This window comes from Micromonospora parva (assembly GCF_000718515.1).
Lineage (GTDB): Bacteria > Actinomycetota > Actinomycetes > Mycobacteriales > Micromonosporaceae > Micromonospora > Micromonospora parva.
Map to the genome: position 1 here is coordinate 275737 of NZ_JNZS01000004.1, position 20516 is coordinate 296252.

The 20516-nt window shown below is 69.7% G+C and carries 18 protein-coding genes; 5 read left to right on the plus strand and 13 right to left on the minus strand.

Annotated elements, in window-relative coordinates; translation table 11 throughout:
• Nucleotides 1-15: 15 nt before the first annotated feature.
• Nucleotides 16-1215: a glycosyltransferase gene (locus tag IF22_RS0105970; protein ID WP_030329305.1), complete on the minus strand. Its 1200-nt coding sequence runs from the start codon at nucleotides 1213-1215 to the stop codon at nucleotides 16-18.
• Nucleotides 1216-1470: 255 nt separating this feature from the next.
• Between IF22_RS0105970 and IF22_RS0105975 the strand changes: the two genes are divergently transcribed.
• Complete coding sequence (locus tag IF22_RS0105975) at nucleotides 1471-4089, plus strand: LuxR family transcriptional regulator (protein WP_156057343.1); 2619 nt, start codon at nucleotides 1471-1473, stop codon at nucleotides 4087-4089.
• Between the two features lie 111 nt (nucleotides 4090-4200).
• Here IF22_RS0105975 and IF22_RS0105980 read toward each other — a convergent pair whose 3' ends face one another.
• Genes IF22_RS0105980 through IF22_RS0106035 form a run of 12 tightly spaced genes read right to left on the minus strand, consistent with a single transcriptional unit; the run spans nucleotide 4201 to nucleotide 15213 of the window.
• Nucleotides 4201-5442, minus strand: coding sequence for a sulfate adenylyltransferase subunit 1 (locus IF22_RS0105980; protein WP_030329308.1), 1242 nt, complete (start codon nucleotides 5440-5442; stop codon nucleotides 4201-4203).
• Between the two features lie 2 nt (nucleotides 5443-5444).
• On the minus strand, nucleotides 5445-6335 hold the full coding sequence (gene cysD, locus IF22_RS0105985) for a sulfate adenylyltransferase subunit CysD (RefSeq protein ID WP_030329310.1): 891 nt from the start codon (nucleotides 6333-6335) through the stop codon (nucleotides 5445-5447).
• Nucleotides 6332-7114, minus strand: coding sequence for an SDR family oxidoreductase (locus tag IF22_RS0105990; protein WP_030329313.1), 783 nt, complete (start codon nucleotides 7112-7114; stop codon nucleotides 6332-6334). The genes cysD and IF22_RS0105990 overlap by 4 nt, the downstream gene beginning before the upstream one ends.
• A complete protein-coding gene (locus tag IF22_RS0105995; RefSeq protein WP_036410870.1) occupies nucleotides 7114-8016 on the minus strand; it encodes a sulfotransferase in 903 nt (300 codons plus the stop codon). Before IF22_RS0105995 ends, IF22_RS0105990 begins: the two co-directional genes overlap by 1 nt.
• Nucleotides 8013-8894, minus strand: a complete 882-nt coding sequence (locus IF22_RS0106000) for a family 3 encapsulin nanocompartment shell protein (RefSeq protein ID WP_030329317.1) — start codon at nucleotides 8892-8894, stop codon at nucleotides 8013-8015. Before IF22_RS0106000 ends, IF22_RS0105995 begins: the two co-directional genes overlap by 4 nt.
• Nucleotides 8894-9799 carry a transketolase family protein gene (locus IF22_RS0106005; protein WP_030329319.1) on the minus strand — a complete coding sequence of 302 codons (906 nt, stop codon included), beginning with the start codon at nucleotides 9797-9799 and terminating at the stop codon, nucleotides 8894-8896. Before IF22_RS0106005 ends, IF22_RS0106000 begins: the two co-directional genes overlap by 1 nt.
• Nucleotides 9799-10572, minus strand: a complete 774-nt coding sequence (locus IF22_RS0106010) for a 1-deoxy-D-xylulose-5-phosphate synthase N-terminal domain-containing protein (RefSeq protein ID WP_030329321.1) — start codon at nucleotides 10570-10572, stop codon at nucleotides 9799-9801. Before IF22_RS0106010 ends, IF22_RS0106005 begins: the two co-directional genes overlap by 1 nt.
• Nucleotides 10572-12419, minus strand: coding sequence for a M20/M25/M40 family metallo-hydrolase (locus IF22_RS0106015; protein WP_245233538.1), 1848 nt, complete (start codon nucleotides 12417-12419; stop codon nucleotides 10572-10574). The genes IF22_RS0106010 and IF22_RS0106015 overlap by 1 nt, the downstream gene beginning before the upstream one ends.
• Nucleotides 12410-13438: an N-acetyl-gamma-glutamyl-phosphate reductase gene (gene argC, locus IF22_RS0106020; protein ID WP_030329325.1), complete on the minus strand. Its 1029-nt coding sequence runs from the start codon at nucleotides 13436-13438 to the stop codon at nucleotides 12410-12412. The genes IF22_RS0106015 and argC overlap by 10 nt, the downstream gene beginning before the upstream one ends.
• On the minus strand, nucleotides 13435-14313 hold the full coding sequence (locus IF22_RS0106025) for an ATP-grasp domain-containing protein (protein WP_030329328.1): 879 nt from the start codon (nucleotides 14311-14313) through the stop codon (nucleotides 13435-13437). The genes argC and IF22_RS0106025 overlap by 4 nt, the downstream gene beginning before the upstream one ends.
• The gene (locus IF22_RS0106030; protein ID WP_030329330.1) at nucleotides 14306-14491 is read right to left on the minus strand and encodes a hypothetical protein; all 186 of its coding nucleotides are present in this window, start codon (nucleotides 14489-14491) and stop codon (nucleotides 14306-14308) included. Before IF22_RS0106030 ends, IF22_RS0106025 begins: the two co-directional genes overlap by 8 nt.
• 17 nt (nucleotides 14492-14508) lie before the next feature.
• Nucleotides 14509-15213, minus strand: coding sequence for a 2OG-Fe dioxygenase family protein (locus IF22_RS0106035; protein ID WP_030329333.1), 705 nt, complete (start codon nucleotides 15211-15213; stop codon nucleotides 14509-14511).
• Between the two features lie 545 nt (nucleotides 15214-15758).
• On the opposite strand from IF22_RS0106035, the gene IF22_RS0106040 reads away from it, so the two are divergent.
• From IF22_RS0106040 to IF22_RS0106055, 4 genes are all read left to right on the plus strand, one after another.
• Entirely contained in the window at nucleotides 15759-16979 is a 1221-nt protein-coding gene (locus tag IF22_RS0106040) for an MFS transporter (RefSeq protein WP_051708204.1), read from the plus strand.
• Nucleotides 16918-17781 (plus strand): glycosyltransferase, encoded by an 864-nt coding sequence (locus IF22_RS0106045; RefSeq protein ID WP_036410872.1) that lies wholly within the window; start codon nucleotides 16918-16920, stop codon nucleotides 17779-17781. Before IF22_RS0106040 ends, IF22_RS0106045 begins: the two co-directional genes overlap by 62 nt.
• A 678-nt stretch (nucleotides 17782-18459) precedes the next feature.
• Entirely contained in the window at nucleotides 18460-19719 is a 1260-nt protein-coding gene (locus IF22_RS0106050) for a nucleotide sugar dehydrogenase (RefSeq protein ID WP_036410874.1), read from the plus strand.
• Between the two features lie 49 nt (nucleotides 19720-19768).
• Nucleotides 19769-20482, plus strand: a complete 714-nt coding sequence (locus IF22_RS0106055; RefSeq protein WP_030329342.1) for a PIG-L deacetylase family protein — start codon at nucleotides 19769-19771, stop codon at nucleotides 20480-20482.
• Nucleotides 20483-20516 lie beyond the last annotated feature (34 nt).

The following is a 20516-nucleotide window of genomic DNA, read 5'->3' on the forward strand; positions in this document are numbered from 1 at the left end:
GCCGTCCTCCGAACGTTAGACGCTGGCCGGGGCGAACTGGTCGAGCTGACCGATCGGCCGGGTCGGCTGCCAGCTGCCCGGCACGAGGTGCGCGTTGATCAACTTGCCGTCACCGCGAAGCTCGGAGTAGGACGGGTGCCGCATGTGCAGCAGCGGCTCGTCGAAGGCGTCGTACGCCGCGTCGAAACCGAAGCGGTAGTTGAACTCGATGTCCTCGCCGCCCCAGCCCTGGAAGCGCTCGTCCATGCCGCCGGTCCGGTAGTACAGCTCGGCACGGGCGAAGAAGCACAGCCCCGGGCCACGGCGCAGCGTGAAGGCGCGCAGCCGCCGCGGGTCGGGCGCCGCCGCGCCGCCGTGCAGCCGCTCGCGGATCGCCCGCCAGGTGGCGGGGTAGTCCATCGCCACCATGTCCCGGTACGGCAGGTGCCCCATCGTGCCGGGTTCGCGCATGCGGTCGACGTTGCGCGCCAGGAAGTCACGGTCGGCCAGCACGTCGGCGTCCATGTGGCAGATGATCTCGGTGTCTCCGGGCGTGTTCGCGACGCCGACGTTCATCGCCCAGGACTTGTTGAACACCCCACTCTTGGGGGCGAAGATGTAGTTGTCGGCGAAGCGGCTGATCACGTCACGCCAGCGGGACTGCTCGTCACTCTCCACGACCGTCACCTGATACTGCTCGCGCGGCAACGACTGGTCACGCAGCGACCGCAGGCACGCCAGGAGGTTGCGCAGCCGCTCGCCGCCGCCCTCCAGCCGGCTGTGGAACGGGATCACCACGAGGACCTCCGGCGCGGCGCCGTCGGGCAGCCGCGGCCCCGGGTCGAACGCGGCCATCTCCTCCACCGTCACCGGGACGGCGTCGCTCGTGTAGTCCTCGTTCAGCACGTGGCCCAGGCGCGAGTTGCACTCCGCACGCCAGCCCAGGTGCATGATGTTGTCGATGGCGGAGTCGCGGCCGTGCCGCTCCGCCAGCGCCGCGTGCAGCGCCCAGTACCGTCGGTGGTCCGTCGGGTCGGCCAGCAGGCTCTCACCCAGCGTGCGGATCGCGTCGGCCCCACACGTCCGGACCGCGTCGACGACCTTGTCCCGCCAGGGCCGGGAGATCTCCCAGTAGTAGAGGCCCGAGGCGGGTGCGTCGGGGTCGGCCGCGACGACGAGGTTGTCAGCGACGGCCTTCGCCAGTACGGCAGGATCGGTCGGCTTCAGATACGACATTATCGCCCCAATTCACGAGAGCTGATTCTGGTCGGGCTTGCCGGCAGTGGCGACGATACTGGGAAACCTCTGCGGGAAAGGCTTCCTCATCGCTACCGGGTTATCGCGACGAAGTACTCAACCGGTCCGGCTGCTCGATACACAGGGGCCGCATTCGGTACTCAGGAGCGCGCTGGCCTCGCGGTTCGTCGATAGGCCGCCCGGGTGATGGTTTGACGAAAGCCGATCGATAGCGACCAATAAGACAGTGGCGTGGTGGATTCCACCGAGGTAACGATCAGGGACCGCCTCCGAGATGTTTTCGCTGGCCGGCACTCAGAGCTGCGGCGCATCTGCGCAGCGACCGACCGGCGCGGATCCGCCGGCATCGCGTTGATCGGCCCGGAAGGCGTGGGCAAGAGCCGGCTGCAGACCGAGGCCGCCCACCGGGCGGACCCGGCGCGACACCACGTCATCCGGGCCGTCACCACCGTGGCGACCGCCAACGTCCCGTTCGGCGCGCTCGCCGAACACCTACCGTCCGGGCTGCTCCGCTCACCGTTCACGGGCGACGCGCTCCGGGTCGCGGCCGAGGCGCTGCTCAAGCCGGCCGGCAAGCGCCGTCTGACGCTTCTCGTGGACGACGCTCCCCTGCTGGACGAGGCATCCGCCGCGCTGGCGGTGCAGCTCGCCCGGCGCGGCGAACTCTTCCTCCTCGCCGCGGTGCGTCCCGACCGGCGGCTGCCGCGCCCGATCGCGGACCTGTGGACCGACGGGCTGGCCGAGTGGATCGAGGTTGGCCCGCTCAGCCGCGACGACGTCCACCAGATCCTCGGTGAGGCGCTGTCCGGCCAGGTGGAAGGTGCTCTGGTTCAGCGGTTCTGGGAGGCCACCGCGGGCAACGCGTTGCTGGTACGCGAGCTGCTGACCGCTCAGTTGGAGGCGAACCGGCTGGTGACCGAGAACGGCATGTGGATGCTTCGTGGCCCGTTCGCCATCCCGTCCTGGCTCACCGGGCTGATCGACGAGCGGCTCGCGGCGGTGTCGCCGGAATGCCGTTCCGCCATGGAGCTGCTCGCCGTCACCGAGCCGATCGGCCCGAACGTGCTCGGCGAGCTGGTCTCCGCTGACGTGCTCGAAGCAGCGGAAGCGCACGGTCTCATCACTATCGAGCGAAGCGGTGGCCAGGACCTCGCCCGCCTGACGTACCCGATCTATGGAGATGTCCTGCGTGCCGTCACGCCGCGTCTGCGCGCGCGACGGTGGCTCGGTCAGTGCGCCAGCCTGATGGAGGCGAGCAGCCACGATCCGGTCGACCTCGCGCGGACCGTACGGTGGCAGCTGGCCTGTGGCCAGCGGCCGTCCCCGGAGAACACTGCGGTCGCCGCCAGGGCCGCACGGTCGGCACTGGATTTCGAGCTCGCCGGGCAGCTGGCCCAGCGCGAGCTGGCCGCCGGTCGGGGGACGGCGGTGATCGAACCGCTCGGCTACGGCCTGCTGTTCGCCGGCCGCCCGGCGGAAGCCGAGTCCGCGCTGTCCGGTCTCGGTCGGCTGGACTGCGACTTCGACCGGGCCCGGGTCGCCATGGTGCGCGCGTTCAACCTCTACTTCGGACTCGACCGGCAGGGGCCCGCCGAGGCGCTGCTGGCGGCGGCGGTCGACGAGGTCGTCGACCCGGTCGCCCGTCGGCGGCTGGTCGCCCGGCAGGCGCTGCTGCGTGCTCTCTCGGACGCCCCGAAGGATGCCCTGGAGTTCGCCGCCGGGGCGCCGGACGAGCCGGAAGCCCAGGTGGCCGCCGGCCTGGCCATGGTCTTCTCCGGCCGCCCGCACGAGGGACTCGACCTGCTGGCCGGCGAGTGGCCGGACGAGGCACCGTGGCTCTCCGTTCTCGCCGACCTGGGCACCGTCCACGGCATGCTGTGGACCGCGCAGTTCGCCGATGCGGAGGAGCGGGCCCGCATCAGCTACGAACGGGCGCTCGCCAACCGGTGGCAGTTCGCGACCCTGGTGTCGTGCCTGCTGCGCGGCCTGGTCGCCCGGATGCGGGGGCAGCTGCGGGACCAGGCGTCCTGGTGCCGTGAGGGCATCTCGATCGCCCGTGAGCAGAGGTCGAACAACATGCTGGCGGTGTTGCTGGGGCTGCTCGCGCACAGCTACGCGCTGACCGGCGAACCCGACGCCGCGGCCAGCACGTTGGCCGAGGCCGACCGCTTGGACGGGGTGTCCCTGCGGCTGCTGAGCCCCTGGACGGAACTCAACCGCGCCTGGGTCATCGGCGCCCGGCACGGCGACGCCGCCGCGCACGCGCAGTGGACCGCGCGACTGGCCCGGGACCGGGGTTCGGCAGGTTTCGAGACGCTGGCCCTGCACGACGCGGCGCGCCTGGGCGCTCCGCGACCAGCCGCCGACCGGCTGCGGACGCTCGCGGGCCAGTCCGGGCGACTCCTCGGGAAGTCCTACGCCCTGCACGCCCGGGCGATGGCGGAGGGCGACGCGGCGGCGCTCGCGAAGGCCTCCGCCGACTTCGCCGAAATGGGTAGCCCGCTGCTGGCCGCGGAGGCCGCCGCCGAGGAGTCCGAGCGGCACCGGTCCGATGGCCGTCTGGCCATGGCGTCCACCGCCGCCGCCCGCGCCCTCATGTTCATGCGCCACTGCGACGAGATCCCCCGCTCGCCCGCGTTGTCAGCGCTGGCGCCGCCACGCCTCACGCCCCGCGAGGGTGAGATCGCCGAGCTCGCCGCCGGAGGGCTGTCCAGCCGCGAGATCGCCCGAACCCTCGTGCTGTCGGTGCGGACGGTGGAGAACCACCTGCACCGGGTCTACCGCAAGCTCGGCATCACCAACCGGGGGGAGCTCGGCGCGCTGAGCGTGCTGCTCACCCGGCCGCAGACCTGAGACTGAGCCGCCGCTCAGGTGACCGGAGCCGGTCGCGGTCCGAGCCCGCGGCCGTCCCCACCAGAGCTTTCCTGGTGGGGACGGCCGCGGGCTCGGACGATGTGTCGGGCGTCAGTTGATGACGCCGGCGCCCACCGTGTGATTCGTCTCCTCGTCGATGAGGATGAAGGAGCCGGTGAGCCGATTGCGGGAGTACGGGTCACACAACAGCGGCTGGGTCACCCGCAGCTGGAGCCGGCTGATCTCGTTGCACCGCAACTCGGTGGGATCGGGATCGCGCCGCAGTGTGTTGACGTCGAGCCGGTACTGCAGATCCCGGATGACCGCGCGCACGGTCCGGGTGGTGTGCTTGAGCAGCAGCCGAGCCGGCGGCCGGAGCGCCCGTTCGTTCATCCAGACCACCATGGCGTCGATGTCCTGGACCACGGCCGGCGCGTTGTGCGGCCGGCAGATCATGTCCCCACGGGACACGTCCAGGTCGTCGGCGAGCCGCAGCACCACCGACATCGGCGGCGTGGCCTCATCGACCGGCCCGTCCGGACCGTCGATGGCGGCGACCCGGGTGGTCAGCCCGGAGGGCAGGTGCATGACCTCGTCACCGGGGCGCAGCACCCCGCCGGCGACCTGACCGGCGTAACCGCGGTAGTCGGGGCAGGCACTGGACTGCGGGCGGATCACGTACTGCACCGGGAAGCGGACGTCGACCAGGTTGCGGTCCGAGGCGATGTGCACGTTCTCCAGGTGATGCAGCAGCGAGGTGCCTTCGTACCAGGGCATCTCGGTCGAGCGACTCACCACGTTGTCCCCGTGCAGCGCGCTGATCGGCACGAAGGTGACGTCCCGCGTGGCCATCCTCGTGGTGAACGCCGAGAACTCCGCCCGAATACTGTCGAAAACGCCCTGGTCATACCCGACCAGATCCATCTTGTTGACGCAGACCACCAGGTGCGGCACGCCGAGCAGGCCGAGCAGGAACGTGTGCCGCCGGCTCTGCTCGACCATGCCCTTCGTGGCGTCCACCAGGACGATGGCCAGGTCCGCCGTGGAGGCGCCGGTCACCATGTTCCGGGTGTACTGGGCGTGGCCGGGGGTGTCGGCGAGGATGAACTTGCGCTTGGGCGTGGCGAAGTAGCCGTACGCCACGTCGATGGTGATGCCCTGCTCACGTTCCGCCCGCAGGCCGTCCATCAGCAGTGCGAGGTTGGTGTACTCGTCGCCACGCCGACGGCTGACGTCCTCGACCGCGGCGAGCCGGTCGGTGAAGGTGGACTTGGAGTCGTAGAGCAGCCGTCCGATGAGTGTGCTCTTGCCGTCGTCCACCGAGCCGGCGGTGGCGAACCGGAGGATGTCCATGATCAGAAGTACCCTTCCCGCTTGCGGTCCTCCATGGCGGCCTCGCTGGTCCGGTCGTCCGCCCGGGTCGCGCCGCGTTCGGTGATCCTGGTGGTCGCCACCTCCTGGATGATGTCGGCGACCGTCCGCGCGCCGGAGAGGACCGCCCCCGTGCAGGTCATGTCACCGACCGTCCGGTACCGCACGGTCTCCTCGGACACCACCTCAGTGGGGTCCGGCGCTTGGTACGGGTTCTCCGCCAGCAGCATGCCGTCCCGCTCGAACACCCGCCGCCGGTGCGCGAAATAGATCGGCGGCACGTCGAGCTCGTCGCGGGCGATGTAGCGCCAGACGTCGAGTTCCGTCCAGTTGGACAGCGGGAAGACCCGGATGTGCTCGCCCGGCCGGATGCGGGTGTTGAACAGGTTCCACAGCTCCGGGCGCTGGTTTCTCGGGTCCCACTGGCCGATCTCGTCGCGGAAGGAGAAGATGCGCTCCTTGGCCCGGGCCTTCTCCTCGTCGCGTCGGGCTCCGCCGAACGCCACGTCGAAGCGGTGCTCGGCGATGATGTCCAGCAGCGTGGTGGTCTGCAACCGGTTGCGGCTGGCCCGGCGTCCGGTCGGCTCGACCACCCGCCCGGAGTCGATCGAGTCCTGCACCGAGGCCACGATCAGCCGCACGCCCAGCTCGGCGACGCGCTTGTCGCGGTAGTCGAGGACCTCCGGGAAGTTGTGCCCGGTGTCGACGTGGACCAACGCGAACGGCATCGGCGCCGGCCGGAACGCCTTCTCCGCCAGGCGGAGCATGACGATCGAGTCCTTGCCGCCGGAGAAGAGCAGCGCCGGCCGCTCGAACTCGGAGGCCACCTCGCGGATGATGTGGATCGACTCTGCTTCCAGCATTTCCAGACTCATGTGACACCTCGCGTGTTTCCGCCATCGACCAGCAGCACCGTGCCGGTCACGAAGCCCGCCTGCTCGCTGGCGAGGAAGGCGGCGAGCGCACCGAAGTCCGCTGGCTGCCCGACCCGGCCGAGCGGCACCTCGGCGATGATCTCCTTGAGCGCGGCCTCGCCGTCGATGGCGGACCGCGCCGCCACGAACCCGTCGAAGGCCGGCGTCTGGTGCACGCCGGGGGCCAGCACGTTCACCGTGATGCCGCTGGCGCCGACCGCGTGGACCACACCCTTGGCGAAGCCGAGCACGCCCAACCGGGCGGTCGCGGACATCGCGGTGCCGGGCAGCGGTTGACGTACGGCCTCCGAGGTGATCAGCAGGATCCGTCCCCAACCGGCCCGGCGCAGGTGCGGCAGGGCCGCCAACGTGATCGAGATGTGGGGCAGCAACGACCCCTCGACGCCCTGCCGATAGTCGTCCACTGTGAACGTGTCGGCCTGGCCGTGCGGCACGCCGGGCGAGTTGGTGACCACGACGTGCAGCGCGCCGAACTCCTCGGCCGTCTGGTTCACCCAGCGCGTCACGTCCGCGTCGTCACGGACGTCCACCTCGACGGAGAGCACCCGCCCAGGACCGGCCTCGTCGACCAGCTTGTGCGCCGCCGCCAGTCGCTGTGGGTCGCGGGCCGCGATGGACACGTTCGCGCCCTCGGCCGCCAACGCGCGAGCGACCGCCAGCCCGAGGCCGCTGCTGGCGGCGGCCACCAACGCCGTCCGCCCGGACAGTCCGAGATCCATCACGCCACCTTTCGCGCCAGCGTCGGATACCCGTAGCGGCGTAGCAGGGGCAGGGCGAGCGCCGTGGTCGTGGCGGTGGGCAGCGCCGGCAGCTCCGTACGCCAACGGTCGTCCGGCCGGATCAACACGGTGCCCTGACCGAGCCGATCCGGGTTGCCGGTGACCGTGTGGTTGGTGCCGAGGGTCACCTTGCCCTCCTCGGTCACCGGTGGCTCGTCGTCGAGCCCCGCGAAACGCAGCACATCGGCCAGCACCTCACGGGGCTGCCGGGTCAGGTCCTCGTGTCGGATTCGGAGATAGCGGCCCGCCGCGGCCCGGCCGACGTACTCGGAGGCCACGTTGAAGCCCACCCAGTTCGCCGTGCTCTGGGCCGGGCTCATCGGCTCGATGTACCGCTTGCCGCGCTGGTACGAGTAGGTGGTTGCCCGCGGGTCACGGACGATGTGCAGCACCCGCACGTCCACATCGGAGCGTCGCAGCAGGGCGGCCGCCTCGGCCGGGTACTTGGAGCTGTCCACCACCGCCCGCTCCGCGCCCCGCCGCGCCAGCTCCCGGTAGACGGCGACGGTGCGGTCCAGGACCTGGGTGACGTGCGGGGGCGTGCTGGCCAGCCGGGCGCGGGTGTGCCGGGTCCGCAGGCCGGCCTGCTGCGACGACATCATCTGGCGGGCGAGCTTGGTGGGCTCGGCGTCGCCGAACGTGGCGATCACCGACGACCACAGCGTGCACTGCCGGATCTGCTCGCCGCACCCGCACAGCGAGTTCGTGCCGCTGTCCAGCAGGCCGTTCTTCCACAGGTAGTGCAGTTCGCCGGCGTGCAGCACGCCGGGCAGCTCGTTGAGGACGTTGCCGAGGATGGTGCTGCCGCTGCGCAGCCAGCCGGTGATGTAGATGACCTTCATCGCTGACCGTCCGTCAACAGGAGGAAGTGCTGGGGCAGGTGCACGGCCAGGCCCACGGAGGTGCGGGCCTCCACGACGTCGCCGTGCAGCGTCAGCGACGACCGGCTGGGGTCGAGCAGCGTCACGGCGGCCCGGAAATCCCCGAGCAGCGCCTGACCGCGCGGCATCATCCGGGTACGTGAGACCTTGATTCCGGCCTCGGCGAGTCGGCCGAGCAGCCCGTCGCGGACCAGGTCCCAGTAGTGGGCGGGGTGCACGACGATGCCGTCGCAGGAACCACCGGTCTCCTCGACCGCCCCCGCCGCGGCGGTCAACGCCGCACCGAGGTCGCCGCCAATGGTCGACCTGCGCATCTCGGGCAGCTTGAGCAGCCCCGCGATCCGACCGTCGGCGGTGCCGTGCAGCAGGGCCTGGTTCTCCACCACGCCCATCCGGACCAGCACCCGGTAGTCGATGAACGCGGCGAGCAACGCGGGCTCGTGCCGCAGGTCGGCGGGCAGGGGCACGGACACGCTCAGCTCGGTCAGCTCGGCGTACTCGACGGTGGGCTCGAAGGTCGCCTCCGGCGTGCTGGCGTACGCCGTGCCCGCGTTCGCGTACTCGCTCTTCGGAGCCTCGCGTACGTAGGCGAGCGTCTGATCGGAGACCGAGGCCACCTTCAACAGGTGCCGCACGGTGTAGCGCGGGCGGCTCTTGAACAGCGGGAACGAGGCGGTCAGGTGTGCCCGGATCGGCACCACCACGTCGTCGCCGTTCTGCACCCGGGCAACCGACATGGCGAATTCCTCACCCGGGCTGCGTCGGGCGAGCGTGGGGTCCGCAAGCGTCTGTCGGGTCACTTCCAGCGCGCTGGCGCTGGGTTGCATCGTGGTGGTCATCATTTCCCCTTCAGGACAGCGCTGAGAACCGCGGATGTCGTGAGCCCCAACGCGGCGAGTGTCTCGTCGTGGTTGCCGCCCTCGGCCGGCCAGTCGGCGCCGGCGTTCACACTCAGCACCTCGCGGTCGGGCAGCAGCAGCGCGAGGGTGGAGGCCACGCTGCCGGCAGCGCGGTGCTCCTCGACGACGACCAGCCGTCGCGCGTCGGCCAGCTGCGGCAGGGCGAGCGTCAGGCTTTCCTCGTCCACCCAGCACAGGTGCGCGTGGCCGAGGTCCGGCTGCTGCTCGGTGGCGGCCTGGCACAGTGCCGTCGGCTTCTCCCCGATGGATACGACGCAGGTGTCACCACCCATCGGGTTCAACCAGGTGACAGCGCCCCGACCGGCCGGGGCGAACGACGCGTCGAACACCTCGTTGCGGCCCAGCCGCACGTAGCACGGCCAGTCGCCGTCGGCGGCGGCCCGGATCGCCTCGCGGGTCTCGGCCTCACCGGCGGGTACGGCGATCCGCACACCCGGCAGGCTCTGCATCACCGCGAGGTCCTCCAGGCAGTGGTGGGTCGGCCCGAACCACGCGCCGGACACCCCGCCGTACGGGCTGACCAGGACCACGGGGGCACCGAGGTACCCGAGGCCGAGCTTGACACTCTCCCCCGCGCGGAACGCCGCGAACGTGGCGAACGTGCTGACGAACGGCCGCAGCCCGGCGGAGGCGAGGCCCACCGCGATGTCCACCGCGGACGCTTCGGCGATACCGAGGTTCAGGAACCGGTCGGGAAACCGGTCCTGGAAACAGTGCTTGGGGCCGCCGAGATCCGCCTCCAGGCACACAATGCGCGGGTCGTCCGCGGCCAGCTCGGTCAGCTCGAGCCGGTACGCCTCCCGCGCGGACACCGTGGCCGTCATCACCGGATCGCCGCCTTCCACTGCCGCGCCCGCGCGGGACTGATCTTCACGTAGTGCGAGCCGGCCTTGCCCTCGGTGGCCGGCACGCCCTTGCCCTTCACCGTGGTGGCCAGCACCGCGAGCGGCCGGTCGGTCGGCGCCATCGTCCGCACCAACTTCTCGATGTCGTGCCCGTCGACCTCGGCCACCTCGAACCCGAACGCGGCCAGCCGGGCCGGCAGGTCGGTCAGCGGCGAGATGTCGGAGACGTACCCGTCGTTCTGGCCACCGTTGAGGTCCACCACCACGGTGAGCCCGCCGACCCGCTTGGCCTGGGCCACCTGTAGCGCCTCCCAGACCAGGCCCTCCTGCAACTCGCCGTCACCGACCACCGCGATGGCCCCGCCCGGCCGGTTCAGCAACCGTCGGGAGAGGGCCCAGCCGACCGCGTACGCGAGCCCGTGGCCGAGACTGCCGGTGGGGAACCGGACGCCGGGCACCTTCGGGCCGGGATGTCCGGTGTAGGGCGACCCGGCGCGGCCGTACCGGGGTGCCGGGTTCTCCTCGATGACGCCGACCTCGTGCAGCACCGCGTAGAGGGCGGCCGCCGCGTGGCCCTTGCTGAGGACGACCTCCGTGCCCGGCTCGGACCGGGCGACGGCATACGCGGCGACCAGGATGTCCACCACCGAAAGGCTGCCGCCGAGGTGACACCCGACCCCGCTGGCCGCCATGTCGACCACCAGCCGGCGAGCCCGGCTGGCCTGCTCCCGAAGCAGATCGATCTCGTCCATCACCGCACACACCAATCCCGTACGGCGGCGGACAACACCGTCCGCGCCCGCCGGTACTCGTCGGCTGACAGCCGCTCGTCGGGCGTGTGGTCCAGGTGAGCATCTCCCGGCCCGTACGCCACCATCGGAACGCCGCGCCACCTGGTGGCGAGCGTGTTCATGTCGCTGCTCCCCTTCTTCGCGAGCAGCCGTGGAGCGTCACCGGTCGCCGCGCGCAGCGCCCGGGTGAACGCCCGTACCAGCGGATCGGTCCGGGGTGTGCTCACCGGCGGCGTGGCGAGCAGCAGCTCACCGTCCTCGAAGACGGACAGCATGCTGTCCAGTTCGGTTCCCGGCGGGACCCGGACATCCAGCACCGCCGAGGCGGTCTGCGTGCCACCGGAGCCGCCCGAGGCCAGATCGAGCACCGCGAACAACGCTTCCGGACTGCACTTGCCGACCTCGGCCTCGACCTCGCCGATGAGGTCGACGAGGGAACTGGCGGCGGTCCGCCGTTCCTTGCCCGCCGTGTGACCGGTGGTCCGGGCGACATCCATCCGCACCTTGCAGACGCCGTGGTAGCCGATGGTCACCGCACCGGCGCCGCTGGGCTCGCCGATGATGACCGCGTCCGCCGGGTAGTGGTCACGCGCGTAGAGCGAACCGGACGCCGTCCGCTCCTCCTCCACGGTGCCGACCACCCGCACCGTGACACCCTCGGGTGGTTCGAACTCCACGAGCGTCTGCAGGAACACGGCCAGGCTGGCCTTGGCGTCCACGCAGCCCCGGCCGGTCAGCGCGGCACCGTCCCAGGCCACCGGCCAGCGGTAGGGGACGGTGTCCAGGTGGCCGAGCATCAGCAGCCGGCGTGGCCCGCTGCCGCGCGTGGCGACCAGGTTGCCGGCTGGGTCGATGACCGCGTGCACGCCCTTCTCGGTCAGCCACTTCAGCAGGTACAGCGCCAGTTCCCGTTCGCCGCCGGAGACCGAGGAGATCTCCACCATGCGGGTCAGCAGGTCCAGGTCCGGCTCCGGTGCGGCGGCCCGCCAGAACCGGGTACCGCCGTGGGTGTTTGCGGTGTGCGGGCCGGTTATGGCGACGTCAGCGGTCCCCTTCAGGGCCAGCTCCGCCGCCCGGACCTTCTGCCGCATCCGTCCGCTCGCGTACGTCATTCCCTCACCACTGCACAGGTGCGGCAGGGTGCTGGTGCGGTCGGACGGGTCGGCGAGCAGGCCCGGGGTGCCGGTCACCAGGCGCAGGTGATCGGCGTCGAGCGCGTTCGCCACCTCGGCGGCGAGCACGTCGGCATCGACGTTGATCGGCGCGCCGCCGTCGCTCGCGGTCACCGGCGGTGACACGCAGACCACGTCGAAGGTGTCCAGGAGGGACAGCAGCCGCGCCACGTCCACCGCGGAGACCGCGCCGGCGCGGTGGTCGCGGACCAGCCGCTGCCGGTCGCCCTCGACCACCCGCAGCGGCCGGTTCGGGGTGCCCGTGACCAGCCCCTCCGGTGTGGCCGTCGCGGCGAACACCGTCAACTCACGCTGGCCCAGGTTCTCCCGGATCCGGGGGAGGGTCAGCTGTTCGTACGCGGCGACGATGTGCGGCATCTCGTCGGGCGGGCAGTACCGCACCTCGTCGCCGGAGGCCAGTCGCAGCATCCGCATCGGGCGCTCGATACCGGCGTAGTAGTCAGCGATGTCGGCCGCGCCGCCGGCGACCAGCAACAGTCGGGCACCGCCCGCGCTCAGCGCGGCCAGGTCGTCGTAGACGGAGGCGTGCCGCAGGCTCGAACTGCCCACCTTGACCACGTACAGCGGCCGGTAGGGGAAGATCCCCGCCAACGCCTCGTTATTCATCACGGCCATCCGCCGGCCTCCGGGAGTCCTAGCCGTTCGTCCATTCCGTGGATTCGGTTCATCGCCTGCACCGCCTGGCCGGCGCCGCCCTTGATGAGGTTGTCCAGGGCGGACACCACCACCCAGCGGTCACCGGACACCACCGCCGCGACCTCGGCGACGTTGGCGCCCACGACCGTCTTGAGCATCGGCATCCCCATCGGGGACCGCCCGGCCGCCACCCGCACGAAGGGCGCGTCGGCGTACGCCCGGGCGAACGCCCGGCGCACGTCGCTCTCCCCCGCACCGGGCTTCAGCCGCCCGTACGCCGAGACCATGACGCCGCGCGCGACCGGCAGGCTGAAGGTGGAGAACTGCAGGTCCGGAGCCCGACCGGTCAGGTCGGTGAGGGCCTGGCGTACCTCGGGGGAGTGCCGGTGACCGTGCAGCTTGTGCACCCGGACGTTCCCGTCGCGTACGGCCGGATGCTCCACACTGCCGGTGCCGCTGCCGCTCGACCCCGACTTGGCGTCCACCACCACGTCCTCCGCCGCCAGGTCCGCCTTGAACAGCGGGTAGAGCGCGTAGATGGTGGCCGCCGCCATGCAGCCCGGCAGGTTGAGCACCGGTTCTGTCGGGGTAGGCGCGAACTCCGGGATGTAGTAGGGGATGGGCTGGCGCCAGCCGCCAGCCGACGCGGGATAGTGGCGCTCGACCTGGTCCGTCTGGCGCAGCCGGTAATCGCCGGCCAGGTTGATCACGACCTTGGCGCGGTTGGCCACGTCGTCGAGCACTGACGGCAGTACGCCGTTGGGCAGGCAGGCGAACGCGACGTCCACGTCCGGCATCTCGTCGAGCTTGCGCATGTGGTGCCCGCCGATCGACATGTTGCGCAACCCCGGCACGACCTGCCCGACGCGCTGACCGGCGTGCCGGGCCGAGGACACGAACGTCGGCACCACCTGGGGGTGGGCGGCCAGCAGCCGGATCAGCTCGGCTCCGATGAACCCGCTGCCGCCGAGGACGGCGGCGCTGATGTGCTCGCTCACGCCGCCACCCCCGCCCGTGCGAACACCGCGTCCCGCACGTACGCGGCGACGTGGCCGGCGATGTCGACGCCGTGGACCTTCGAGGACTGGGCGAAGTCCGGGTTGGTGTTGACCTCCAGCACGTACATCTCGCCGGTCTCCCTGGACTCGGCCAGGTCGACGCCGTAGAACCCGGGGCCGAAGCACGCCACGACCCGGGCGCACAGTTCGCGGGCGCGGTCCGAGATCGGGATGGGCTCCACGGCGCCGCCCTGGTGGGTGTTGGTGCGCAGACCGGCGCCCACCTGGCGGTACGCCACGATCGGACGGTCCCCCACCACGTGCACCCGCTCGTTGAAGCCGGGCTTGGGCACGTACTGCTGCACCACGACGGGGAACTCCTTGCCGGCCGGGTCCAACGCCTCCCGGCCGCCGGCCCAGGCGTCGAACTGCGCCTCGTCGGTGATGCGGACGATCCCGCGTCCCCACGAGCCGCTGATCGGCTTGACGACAGCGTCCCCGCCGAGCTCGTCGACGTAGCCACGAACCTGCTCGACGGTGAACGCGACGTGCGTCGTCGGGTGCGGGACGTCGTGGTTGGCGAAGGCGATCGCCTGGAGATCCTTGGCGAGACACAGCCGCACCGCGTGCGGCGTGTTCAGCGTCTCGATGTCGGCGTGCTCGAACCGGGCCGCCATCGAGGCCAGTTCCCGGTGGGACACGTTGCGCAGCAGCACCATCCGGGGCCGCGGCGCGGCGTTGTTGAGTATGGCGGCGGTATGGCGGGGCAGCGCCGACTGCGCGGTCAGCCCGGTCGCCCGGAGCGCCCCCAGGAGCAGCCGCTCCTCCGGGCGCACCATGGTCACGGAGACCAGCACATCGGCCGTCTCACTCACCCCAGTCCTCCTCGATCTCCGGTGCGCGGTCGAGCCGGATCGCGGGCGTGACCTCGACTACCTCGTGTTCCTGGCCGCAGCCGCGGCACGACAGGATGTCGCCCAGCTCCGCCTCGGTCGACACGACGACCTCGGTGTCGCACTCCAGGCAGACCGGTGCGGTGGTCAGATTGGACATGGGATCCCTCCGGAAGACTAGGCTCGCTCGAAATCGATGATCATCATGTCGCGGGTCGCGACTGTCGCACCCTCGGGTCCGATCGGGGTTACTTCGTGTTCCATTGCGCGATCGTCGAGCAGAATGGTTTCCATAGGATTCACCATCGCGTGCTCGAACAACGGCTCGCTCTCACCCTTGCGGAAGACACGGCTGATGCCACCGGCGCAATTCTGCCGGCCGACCAGATGGATGGCCACATAGTCGTGGCCGTCGCTGTGCCGCCCCTCCGGGGCGGGCGCCGAAGTGCCTTCACTGCCGGCCGTCACACGGATCATGTGGACGGTTATCAACCAGTCGCTGTCAATTCCGCTGGCACGGCTGACAAAGCCCAGGTCGTGTGTGATGACGGCTTGGAAGTTTGCGTTCTCGTACGCCTCCGGCGTGATCGGCGCGAACTGCCTGGCCTGCCCACCGTAGACCCGGTTCACGTCCGTCGCCTGGTAGAACGGCTGGGCGGGCAGCGTTTCCAGGGCACCTCCGGCGCGTCCCAGCAGCCGCCCCAACCGGCGGTATCGGCGTGTCCGGTGGCTCGGTTGGACGTACGGGTCGATTGGAAGGTCCTCCCATAATTTCGCGAATTCATACCACCCGTCACTGACGGAAACGGGTAGTTGCTCGTGGGCCCACCCGTTCTTCACGATGTCCTGCGCGCGGAGCAGGGCGAAATTGTTGATAGGCATTGCGTGCCTCCCTTCTTATCCAGGAATGAACGTACTCGCGGGGCGGTACTCTGCACCCGACTGAGCTCCACTCAAGACCTCGGTAAATGGCACCCAGAACCCGTTTGAGCCGCCACCCACGCCGTTGTGCGTCGAGCTGCCGCTGGCGGAGTCGCGAGCCGGCGGGCGGCACAACGACAGTTGTGCTGGCCGACCTCGCCCGCACTGTTCACTGACGCCCGCCCGCGAGGCCCCCGTCGCCGCACCCTGCGCTCGGACCCGGTCAGACCCGCGAAGCTTCCTGTCAATCGCCTAGCGGTAGTAGCTCGGCCGGCTCGCCCGCATCGCCCGCGCCACTCCGACACGCGACTGACGTGCGCAAACATCTCTAGTGTGGACATGGCGAGGGATGACGGCCCGGATATGCTACCTTCAAAACCCGGTTAGCCGGTATCACGCAAGCGGACCTGCGGTTGAGTAGCGCCGTCGAGACGAACGAGTGTCTGTTGTGTACCGCTTGCGTGGCGACTTCTTGCTACACCTTGTCCAGGAATTGGGAGGTAGCCATGGTGCACCAACGACGCGCGGTCTATGCCCTCACCGCGTTGTCCGCCGCCACTTTCTGTTACGTCACCACCGAAGTGCTTCCGATCGGTCTGCTCACGCTGATCGCGCCGGACCTGGGACGCTCCAGGTCGGAGACCGGTCTGCTGGTGACCGGGTACGCGGTGGTGGTCATGATCGTGGCGCTTCCGCTGACCCGGGTCACTCGACGAGTACCCCGACGGCCGCTGCTCGCCGGCGCCCTCGGCGTGTTCGCCGCGGCGACGGCGGTGTCAGCCCTCGCCACCTCGTACGAGGTGCTGCTCGCCGCCCGGCTGGTGTCCGCCATCACCAACGGCGTCTTCTGGGCGGTGGTGTTCCCCGTGGCGATCTCGATGTTCCCCGAGAACATCCGAGGCCGCATCGTGGCGCGGCTGTCGATAGGCAACGCTCTCGGCCCGGTCCTCGGCGTACCGCTGGGCACCTGGTTGGGCGGACAGGCCGGCTGGCGGGCCGCCTTCGTCGCGATGGCCGCCCTCGGCTTCGTCACCTGCATCGCGGTCGCCCTGCTCCTGCCGAGCGTCGCACCGCAACAGAGCGCGAGCGACGTGGGGCCGATGCCGGATCGGCAGCGTTTCGTGGTGCTCCTCGTCGCCACCATCCTCGCGGTCACCGGGGCCATGGGCGCGTTCACCTACATGACCGTGTTCCTCCTCGACGTGAGCGGGTTCGCCGCGGCATCTCTCGGCCTGCTGCTCTTCGTCCAGGGCTCGTTCGGCGTCGCCGGCACGTGGGCGGTCGGTCGGGTCCTGGACCGGTTCCCACTCGGTGTCGTGCTGGGGCTGCTCGGGCTCATCACCGCGGCGATGCTCGGCCTCTACGGGGTTGGTTCGAGCAAGATATTGACGATCCCTCTGCTCGCCGTGGCGGGCATGTCGTTCAGTTCGCTGATCGCGGGAATCCAGCACCGAATCATGCAGGTGGCCCCGTCGACCACCGACATGGCGTCCGCCAGCCTCAGCGTCGCGTTCAACTTCGGCCTCGCGGCCGGCTCGTTCATCGGCGCGGGCCTGCTGGCGACGGCCGGGGTCCGCGTCATCCCGTTGTTCGGTGGCCTGCTGACGGCCGCCGCGTTCGCGCTGCTCGCCTTCCACGAAATGTCCCGCAAGAAGAGGAGAGGCCATGAAACTGTCCGTCGTAATCCCGACCTACAACCGGTCGGACATTCTGCAGCTCACCCTTGAGTCCCTGGTCCGCCAGGACCTGGATCACGACGACTACGAGGTGCTGGTGGTCGACGACGGATCGTCGGACGACACCGCGGACGTCGTGAAGAAGTACATGGACCAGATGAACCTGCGCTACTTCTTCCAGGAGGACGAGGGTTACCGGGCCGCCGGGGCCCGCAACCTCGGCATCAGCCACGCCGAGGGCGAGATCACCGTCTTCATGGACGCGGGTGTGATGGCGCACTCCAGCCTCCTGCGCGTGCACCTCGCCACCCACGAGGCCTACAGCGAACCGATCGCCCTGTGCGGGTACGTCTTCGGCTACAGCCTGAACAACGAGAACGCCGACGAGGTCCTGGCCGACCTCGACGTCAACGATGTGGACGGCACGATCGAGCAGTGGCGTGAGAAGGGCCTGCACCCCGACATCAGGGAGGACTTCTTCATCCGGGAGGGCGACGACTTCTCCGACGCGCCGGCACCCTGGCTCATGTACTGGACGTTCAACTCCTCGGTGCGCACGGAACAGCTACGGCGGGTCGGCATGTTCGACGACGCGTTCCGCGCCTGGGGCGGCGAGGACGTCGACCTCGGCTACCGACTGCACCGCGACGGGGCCCGCATGTTCCTCAACCGCGACGCGGTGTCGCTGCACTGGCCGCACGCGCGGGACGGCGAAGGCGCCGACGCGGTCGCCAACTACCAGTACATGGCCCGCAAGTACGACACCCCCATCACGCGACTGCTGGACATCGTCCCGACCATCAACTTCTTCGTCATCAACGACGTCATCCGGGGCAGGAAGCTGACCCACTGACCTGATCGCAGCTGGTATGCGGCCCGCACGGGCCACCTACCTTCGCGGCGCCCTCTGCGCGCCGGCCACCGTCAATGCGACACCGGCCGGCGCGCTGCGCTGTTCGGCGACTTCCGCGGCCCGGATCCGATGGCACTTCTGCCGCCTCTCGGGGAAATCTCCTCAGTAGTAAATCCCCGTTCTGATGAGCAGTTCCACAGAATCTATTGAGTAATCGGGAGAACGCTAGTGCGGTACCGCCGCCGGAGTACGTTGCTGCTACGAATATAAAGGAACTGCGGAAGGGCGGGATCGCGTTCAGCCTATCGGGAGAGCGGACACGAATTGTGCGCTCTCCCGTCACTGGTTCCAACGAGTCGAGCAGCAAGCGCGTACGAGATGGTCCGAGGTCCACCAGGGGCTGGCACCCGGCAATCGACCAGGAAGGTCGACCCTTTGGCCGCCGGACTCTCAATAGGCAGGTCCGGCGCACCGAAAGGAGCTCGGGCGCAGCCGGAACGCGGCCCGGTCGCGGGCACGCGGACCGGCGGACGGTAGAAGTCTGGTCGAAATGAGGCGGTCATGGGACAAGAGTCGGTTACCTCCATGATATTGGACGATGCCCGGTCGCATCGGTCGTTCGAGCAGGACTACTCACCAACCTCTATAGCCGAGGAACCAACAGGTGAGAGTTCTCGCGTGTCGTACGATCTGGCAGTTGTTGGTCTTGGCTATGTGGGTCTGCCTCTGCTGAAAGAGGCGGCCGCTGCCGGACTGCGCGTCATCGGAGTGGATATCGACGCCAATCGCGTCGATATGCTGAACAGCGGGAAATCCTACATCGACGACATCTCCAAGGACGATCTCGGCGAGATGCTCGACGCCGGCTTCCGGGCGACGACGGACCCGGCGTCGTTCGCCGAGAGCGCGGTCATCATCGTCTGCGTGCCGACGCCACTCAGCGACGATCACGGGCCGGACCTGTCGGCGGTGCGCAGCGCGGCACACATGGTCGCCGCCTGCCTGACGCCGGGCACCCTGGTCGTGCTCGAGTCCACCACGTACCCCGGCACGACCGAGGAGGTCGTCCGGCCGATCCTGGAGAAGTCAGGCCTCACGGCGGGACGCGACTTCAGCCTGGCGTACTCACCCGAGCGCATCGATCCGGGCAACGGGCAGTTCGGACTGCGGAACACGCCAAAGGTCGTCGGCGGCCTCACCGAGAGCTGCCGTGACCAGGCGGCCACCTTCTACGGCAAGCTCGTGTCCCGGGTGGTGCCCACCTCCGGCCTGCGCGAAGCCGAGATGGCGAAGCTGCTGGAGAACACCTATCGCAACGTGAACATCGCCCTGGTCAACGAGATGGCGATCTTCTGCGAGGAACTGGGCATCGACCTGTGGGAGACCATCGAGGCCGCTGCCACCAAGCCTTTCGGCTTCCACAAGTTCCTTCCCGGGCCGGGAGTCGGCGGCCACTGCATCCCGGTCGACCCCTCCTACCTGTCGCACACCGTCCGCAAGCTCGGCTACACCTTCCGGCTGGCCGAGACGGCTGACGAGATCAACGGGCGGATGCCGAAGTACGTCGCCAGCCGCCTGCAGCGGGCGCTCAACCGGGAGCGGAAGTCGGTCAACGGCGCGCGCGTGATGCTGCTGGGTGTGACGTACAAGCCGGACATCGCCGACGACCGCGAGACCCCGGCCCTGCCACTGGCCCGTGAGCTGCTCAGCCTCGGCGCCGAGTTGTGTTTCGCCGATCCCTACGTACGGAACTGGACCGTCGACGGCGTGAGCATCACTCCGGTCGAGGCACCCCTGTACGCGGTCCACGACTGCGACGCCGTCGTGCTGCTGCAGCCGCACTCGGCGTTCGACCTCGCGGCCATTGCCCGGCGCTCCCGGCTGGTGCTCGACACGAGCGGCCGCATGGGGCGCTACGACAACGTCGAACGACTCTGAGCCGCGCTCCAGAAGACCTTCGGATGACTCACGGAAACGGACACCCACGATGACGTTCAGCTGGTCGCAGCAGCGCATTCTCATCCTTTCGCCGCACCCCGACGACGAGGTTCTCGGCTGTGGCGGATTAATCCACAAGGCGAAGTCCGCAGGCGCCGAGGTCTTCGTCCAGTTCCTCACGGTCGGCAACACCACCGACCAGTCCTCGTCGGTCTCTACCAGCCCGGAGGACCGCAACGACGAGATCAAGCGGGTCGCCGACCACCAACAGTGGGACGGCTGGCACATGGCCTTTCCGGGCGACGAGTACCACCTCCGGCTCGACCAGCTTCCCCGACTCGAACTCGCCAACATGGTGGAGCAGGAGAGCCCGCTCGCCATCGCCAGGCTGCGGCCCACGATGTTGATCGCTCCGCACCGTTCGAGCTACAACCAGGACCACCAGGCCGTGGCTGAGGCGGCCCACACCGCGACGCGGCCGTCCAACAACCGGCTACGCCATCACCCCGACTTCGTGCTGGCCTACGAGGAGGCGGCGGATCAGTGGCGAACCGATTCGGTTCCCATGCCCAACCTCCTGGTCGAGCTCACCGAGGAAGACCTCGGCAGCAAGCTCGAAGCGATGCGGCAGTACGCCACCCAGATTCACGAGCATCCACATACACGGTCCGAAGAAACCCTCCGCAGCCTCGCGGTCCTGCGCGGCATGCAGGCCGGCGTACCGCTGGCCGAGGCGTACCACATCATGCGGTGCCTGGCCTGACCGTCCGCGCCCGACACCCGCACCCCACCTGCTG